The organism is Candidatus Methanocrinis alkalitolerans (genome assembly GCF_029167205.1).
Classification (GTDB): Archaea; Halobacteriota; Methanosarcinia; order Methanotrichales; family Methanotrichaceae; genus Methanocrinis; species Methanocrinis alkalitolerans.
Genome location: NZ_JARFPL010000028.1, coordinates 22797 through 29070, shown reverse-complemented (window position 1 = coordinate 29070; position 6274 = coordinate 22797). Strand labels below are relative to the sequence as shown.

The window sequence follows — 6274 nt, the reverse complement described above, 5'->3', positions numbered from 1 at the left end:
AAGCCCGTCCACGTTCCATACGGTACTCAGGTGCGCGAGCCCTCGGGAAATATGGATCGCTGCCACATTCACCTAATATCTCTTCTCTCATTGAAACGGCGATAATCCTATTAGCGGTAGCTCTTTTTAAAGCATTTCTCATTCTCAACGAGGAAGATATGCAGACCTCCAACTTCTCCCGCTCCGGCGCCGACCCCAGGGCCGTCGCCATCTCCCGGGCCCAGCCGAAAGGTTGGACCGGCCGCGTGTACGAGCCGCTGGCCCCCTCCTGGCGCCTCCTCGCGGAGGCGTTGAGCGGCGAGATCGACGAGGACGAGTACATCCAGCGCTACCGGGCGGAGGTCCTCTCGAAGCTCGACCCCCGCGAAGTCTATGCCGACCTCGGTGAGGACGCCGTCCTCCTCTGCTGGGAGATGGCGGGGGCCTTCTGCCACCGGCGGCTGGTGGCGGAGTGGCTGGAGGAGGAGCTCGGGGTCTCGGTGCCGGAAGTGGGCGCGGGCGGCGAAAGGCAGGCGAGGCTGGGAGACTGGGAGAATGGTGAGAGCTGGTAATATAACTCTTCTATGAAGAAGGCCGACTGAGAAACATTTTTAGCCAATCGTCACAGTCTTTCATGCTAATGGTGGAGATTATGACGAGACTGAGGTGGATTCTTATAATGGCCCTTGCGGCTCTTTTATCGCTATCGACATCGATGGCTCAGGACGAAGAGAACGGGATCGTAGACGATGTGGTCGAAGGATTCACCTTTGATCAAGGGGACGAATTGTGGCGCTCTGAGGGTGGAGCCAACTTATCCTGGATGGAGCGGGGCGGAAATCCCGGAGGCTTTCTCCTCGGCGAGGATGCGGACGAGAACGAGACTTGGTACTACGTCTCCCCTGAATCATGGTCTGGAAACTGGACATCTTACATTGGATATATATTAATTTTTGACATCCGGCTCATCGATGATGACAACAGCATCAACCTCGACTTTTCTGACATCCTGAAGATATATAGTCTCAACGATACCTTCGTAGCCTGGCCTGGGTCCACCGCCCCTTGGCCTAGTGAGCCTAAAATAGGTGAGTGGACTCGTTACGAGATACCACTGGAGGCCGATTCCTTCGGGATCAACGAGAGCGAGTTCCTGGAGACGATGGAAAATGTGGACAGGATCTTGATCAGGGGAGAGTACAGCGACGGGCGCGATCTGGAGGGGCTCGATAACGTAATCGTGGCACCACCCCAGAAAGGAATCGCAGATAGGCCCGGTGAAACCAGCGATATTCAACCTGATCCACCCATTGAACTTGCGGTCAAGCCGGAGCCGTTCTACCGGCGGAGCACCAACGTGACCTCAGGCGTCAGCAATCATGGCGGATCTGGGGACGGAAGCAGCTCCTCTAGAGTTGAGGGCGAGCGCATATTGCTATACTGTGACGATACTGGTTTTAGCAGTCACTGGGCCTCCGGGACTGTCTGGGACGAGTTCGTTTATGATAAGGAGGACCATCTATGCAAAGCTGCTTTAAAGTGTCATGTAAAGGGTGGGATCGCAACAGTCGGCGTGCCTGATATTGGTGGGTTATTCAGTATGGACCTTTTCAAGAGTTCGGCTGAACTCAAAGTGTACATGATCTTGGAGGACAAGACTGAGGATTTCGTCGTCGACAAGGTGCTCATATACTCAACGGCTTTCAAGGATAAAGCCTATCTTGACGAGTACATAGATGAGTGGCGTACTGGTGAGATCGAAGCTGAATTGATGAAAGACCACCTATATCAGTTGAAATTGGAGGCCGTGGCTTCGTCATCCACGATCGGTTTGGCGAGCCTCATAGTTGACTTTTGCGGCTTGTACTCCGAAGGGTACGTAAAGTGGTCTTATGGCGAGGTGAAATGGATTTAAGAAGGATCTGGCCTTATGTCCTTGTTCATCACCCTCGACGATGATACTTCGATCCAAACATTTATTGCTAAGATAATATGCTATATGATAATGGTGCTTTGAGCCACTTGGGAGGAGAGAATGATGAAAATCTTCGGAATAGTCGTTTGTGTATTATGTATGACACTCGGAGCGAGCGCGGTAGAGTTTCCGGCATTTAGGTCTGCTGTATCGACTACAGGAATAACAGCCAACTTTGACTCTCTCTATTCACAAGCCGCTAAACTTCATATGGTTTACGATGTGGTTGATCACGATGAAAGCGGTATAGTATGGAAGTACAAAGACACGGGAAGCTGGGGCATCTTGAAAGATGACGGAACTGTGGCCATTGCGAGTACATCTGCATTTAGTCTGGATGTAAAAGATGTGCTAAATGCCGACCTGGTCAGAGCCAAAGATTTGGTTAAAGCTTCAGGAGGCAGCACTTCTGACGCGCCTCTCATCTACTATGTCGACGATCCTTATTTGTATCGAGTCATTACCTATGATTTCGATAGAAATTTTGATCTGAACTTATTCATTCCTAACTGTACTGTGCAGGGTGCAATCTTATCAGTATCAGGTTCAGATTATTCAACCCGAGATTTTACTTCGTTTAAACTTACAGCGCCCGGCCAACATTATTGGATAGATGGCAATGAGGTATCAGGCTGTGATGCCGTTTGCTGCAATACCATTTTTCAAGTGTATCTCGATGTTGATGGGATCTCTTGCGTCCCTAGCACATGCAAAAAAAGAGGTGAAGTGTTTACATCGGTCGTTCCAGTAGATATTACCAAGAGAATTGCACCAGGAGTTCGTAGATTAGCCGCAACTGGTATCGATAATGAACACACTATGACAATTGAAGCAGTGACTTCAATCTCTGATGATGAGATGCTGCTGTACAACGATCAGTACACGATAATGATAACGGAAACCAGGTCATCACCGATGAGCGCCCTATATGAGCTGATCGTGCCACCTGAACAAGCCGATAATACCACCATAGAATCTCTCGGGACAAATAGCACATTATAGGCAGGCATTGGAAGCCTGATGTGGCGTCGCTTCAACTGTGAGAACTCCTCAGTTCGGGTGGCGGGGTGTTTCACCTTTCCACCCCGCGGAAATTTTTGAATATTCCAAACTCTTCTGATGTACTCTTGGCATATATAAGCTGAGATACGTGGCTATCCTGACCGGATAAAACGTCACGAAGAAGATCGCTGTAGCAAATTCATCTGCGCGAAGGGATAGATGTTGGGGCATAAGAACTAAGTCGCGACGTTAGACCGTCTGGGATACCTGGTTTATCTCTGGCGAGACGCCTGACCGGATGCCTGTATATCTGTATCTTATTCATCGCCTAAGCAGACGACGCTTTCGGGCTTTTCCTCTCGACCTTCCAAAGAGGTTAAATAAATCCGCCGCGAAGGCTCGACCGGCGATATATGATGTCATTCGAAATTGAGAACATTCACGCCCGGGAGATCCTCGACTCCCGGGGTAACCCCACCGTTGAGGTGGACGTCTGGACCTGCTGCGGCTTCGGCCGGGCCGCCGTCCCCTCGGGGGCGTCGACGGGGACCCACGAGGCGCTGGAGCTGCGGGACGGCGACGACAGGTACGGCGGCAAAGGCGTCCTCCAGGCCGTCAGGAACGTCAACGAGATCATCGGGCCGAAGCTGATCGAGTCGGGGATCGATGCGATCGAGCAGAGGGCTGTCGACGAATTCATGCTCGCCCTTGACGGTACGGCGACGAAGTCGAAGCTCGGCGCCAACGCGATCTTGGGGGTATCCCTCGCGGTCGCCAAGGCCGTCGCCGACGAGTTAGGTATACCTCTCTACCGGTACCTGGGCGGGGTCAACACTTCGACCCTCCCCGTTCCATCCCTGAACGTCTTAAACGGCGGCCAGCACGCTGGAAACGACCTCGCCATCCAGGAGTTCATGATACTCCCGAAGGGTGCGAGCTGCTTCTCCGAGGGGTTGCGGATGGCGGCGGAGACCTACCACGCCCTGGGCAAGATCCTCTCGGGGAGGTACGGCTCCGGGGCCACCAACGTCGGCTATGAGGGAGGCTACGCCCCGCCCCTCAGCAAGACCTCCGACGCCCTCGACGCCCTGATGGCGGCCCTGGACGTCACCGGCTACGAGAAAGAGATAGGGATAGGGATCGATGCTGCAGCCTCCAGCTTCTTCAAGAACGGCTCCTACTCCGTAGACGGCAAGAAGCTCTCAGGCGGCGAGATGATCGACTTCTACGCCGACCTCGTATCCACCTATCCCTTGATCCTCATCGAGGACCCCTTCGAGGAGGAGGGGTATAGGGACTTTGCGGACCTGACGGCTAAACTATCGAAGACGATCATCGTCGGCGACGACCTCTACGTCACCAACGTCGAGAGGCTGGAGAAGGGGATAGAGATGAAGGCAACAAACGCCCTCCTCCTGAAGCTCAACCAGATAGGTTCCGTCTCCGAGGCCTTCGACGCCGCCCGGATGGCCTTCAGAAGCGGCTTCAAAGTTATGGCGAGCCACAGGTCCGCCGAGACCGAGGACTCTGCCCTCGCCGACGTGACCGTCGCCCTCGGCGCCGAGATCCTCAAGACCGGGGCTCCCGCCCGATCCGAGAGGACCGCCAAGTACAACCAGCTCCTGCGGATCGAGGAGGAGCTGGGATTCGCCGCGAGCTACGCCCGGATCTGAATAGAAGGGCTCGAAAGGACTATAATCGGATGGGTCCATGGGGCCGGGCATGGAATACTCGTTCAAGAGGGGCTACCGCCCCGAGCTTGATAGGATAAAGGCCGCCCTGGAAGAGGAGTTTCCCGCCGAGGTCAAAGAGGAGGGGGGAATGCTCCTCCTCAGCTACGGCGCCCTCAAGTCCATCGAGGTCTCCATCGAGGGAAAGAAGATGGTCGTCATCACCGAGCCCTCCGAGGATGTCGGCGATGAGGCGATCCTCGATACCAACAAGAGGTTTCGTAACTTCCTGGAGCGGTCGACCGGCTACACCGCAAAGCAGAGGCTTCAGCAGGCGAAAAAAGAGGTGAGAGGGGGCTGATCAGCAGACCCGGAGCCTCCCCGCAACGAAATCCTCCACCAGGTCTCCGATCTCCTCAAGATGCCGGTCGACGACCGCTTCTATCCTCTTCCTTTCGCCCTCCCGGGGGGGCTCCTCCCCCCTTATCTCGACGGCCCTGAGGAGGGGATCGTCCAGGGACGCGCCGATCCTGCTCACCAGGGTTACGTAAGCCTCAGTCACCCCCTCGATCTCAGCGATCTCCGCGGCGGCCCTCGATGCGACGACGTTGTAGATCTTGCCGACGTGGTTTACGGGGTTTTTTCCCGCGATCGCCTCGATGGACATCGGCCGCATGGGGGTTATGAGGCCGCTTCCGCGGTTTCCCCGGCCGGTGGCGCCGTCGTCTCCCATCTCTATCGAGCTGCCCGTCAGGGTGAGGAAGATGTTTTTGTCGCCGTCGGCGGCGTTGACGGCTACGGTGGCGTCTGCGGCCCCGGCGATGGCTTCCCAGACCTTCTCTTTCACCTCCAGATAATCCTCCATCGAGGAGACGAACCTTGAGACGATCGCCGCCGCAGCCACCAGGTTAAGCGAATCGCCGATCCTGACCGCCATCACCTTCGTATCCTCCCCGACGCCCTTCACCCTTCTCATCCTCTCCTCCAGATCGAATACCAGCTCCTCGGTGGGGTTCAGGGGCGCAAACCCGACGCCGATCGACGTGTCGTTGGCCCCCGTCTTCATCAGGCTGCGAAGCTCCGGCGATCCTTCCCTCACCCTGGGGTCGACCCTGTACTCCTTCAGGTTCGCCACCGACCCATTGAGATGCTTGGATGCGACCCCCGCGATTATGGCGTCCAGATCCTTCTCCGGCGGCGACGTAGCCCTACCCCCCACGATCACCGTCGGCGGCTCCAGGACCCTGCCGCCGCCGAAGCTCACCTCCGTCCTCCCGGCGGTTATCAGCACCTTGTCGACGTTGTGGTGGAGGATCTCCCCGAACTCCTCCAGGTAGAGCATCGAAAGCTCTACGGATATCGCCTCGGATATCCCATCGGCGAGGGTATCCGGGTGGCCTGTCCCCTTCCTCTCCACCACTTCGAAGGGCATCGGCATGTACTTCGCGAACTCGATCATAGAAACACCCTCGCATTTACAGAATCTCCGGATTAATATTTTGATCGGTTCAGGTGAAACGGCGCCGGAGGATTACGTTGATTGACGTCGGTATCTTAGGCCAAACGTCGATAATGCCCTGATGTGAGTTCGGATAAAATGTCGATTGGTAATTGGAATTTGTCGGCAGACTGAATGTGGGAAGGGGAT

Annotated in this window: 6 protein-coding genes; 5 read left to right on the top strand and 1 reads right to left on the bottom strand. The window is 55.4% G+C overall.

Annotated elements, in window-relative coordinates; translation table 11 throughout:
* Window positions 1-158: 158 nt before the first annotated feature.
* The 5 genes from P0O24_RS09135 (at window position 159) to P0O24_RS09115 (ending at window position 4987) form a co-directional block, all read left to right on the top strand.
* On the top strand, window positions 159-551 hold the full coding sequence (locus P0O24_RS09135; RefSeq protein ID WP_316969445.1) for a DUF488 family protein, N3 subclade: 393 nt from the start codon (window positions 159-161) through the stop codon (window positions 549-551).
* A 68-nt stretch (window positions 552-619) separates the two neighbouring features.
* The gene (locus P0O24_RS09130) at window positions 620-1894 is read left to right on the top strand and encodes a hypothetical protein (protein ID WP_316969444.1); all 1275 of its coding nucleotides are present in this window, start codon (window positions 620-622) and stop codon (window positions 1892-1894) included.
* A 120-nt stretch (window positions 1895-2014) separates the two neighbouring features.
* Window positions 2015-2956, top strand: coding sequence for a hypothetical protein (locus P0O24_RS09125; protein ID WP_316969443.1), 942 nt, complete (start codon window positions 2015-2017; stop codon window positions 2954-2956).
* 416 nt (window positions 2957-3372) lie between these two features.
* Window positions 3373-4629, top strand: coding sequence for a phosphopyruvate hydratase (gene eno, locus P0O24_RS09120; RefSeq protein WP_394356761.1), 1257 nt, complete (start codon window positions 3373-3375; stop codon window positions 4627-4629).
* A gap of 49 nt (window positions 4630-4678) precedes the next feature.
* Window positions 4679-4987 carry a DUF5611 family protein gene (locus tag P0O24_RS09115; RefSeq protein ID WP_316969441.1) on the top strand — a complete coding sequence of 103 codons (309 nt, stop codon included), beginning with the start codon at window positions 4679-4681 and terminating at the stop codon, window positions 4985-4987.
* Here P0O24_RS09115 and P0O24_RS09110 read toward each other — a convergent pair whose 3' ends face one another.
* The gene (locus P0O24_RS09110; protein WP_316969440.1) at window positions 4988-6085 is read right to left on the bottom strand and encodes a methionine adenosyltransferase; all 1098 of its coding nucleotides are present in this window, start codon (window positions 6083-6085) and stop codon (window positions 4988-4990) included.
* Window positions 6086-6274: the final 189 nt, after the last annotated feature.

What these genes read in the sequence shown, in the direction of transcription:
- P0O24_RS09115 (WP_316969441.1), top strand. Translation starts at nt 4,679, where the DNA reads ATGGAATACTCGTTCAAGAGGGGCTACCGCCCCGAGCTTGATAGGATA.
- eno (WP_394356761.1), top strand. Translation starts at nt 3,373, where the DNA reads ATGTCATTCGAAATTGAGAACATTCACGCCCGGGAGATCCTCGACTCC.
- P0O24_RS09125 (WP_316969443.1), top strand. Translation starts at nt 2,015, where the DNA reads ATGATGAAAATCTTCGGAATAGTCGTTTGTGTATTATGTATGACACTC.
- P0O24_RS09130 (WP_316969444.1), top strand. Translation starts at nt 620, where the DNA reads ATGGTGGAGATTATGACGAGACTGAGGTGGATTCTTATAATGGCCCTT.
- P0O24_RS09110 (WP_316969440.1), bottom strand. Translation starts at nt 6,085, where the DNA reads ATGATCGAGTTCGCGAAGTACATGCCGATGCCCTTCGAAGTGGTGGAG.
- P0O24_RS09135 (WP_316969445.1), top strand. Translation starts at nt 159, where the DNA reads ATGCAGACCTCCAACTTCTCCCGCTCCGGCGCCGACCCCAGGGCCGTC.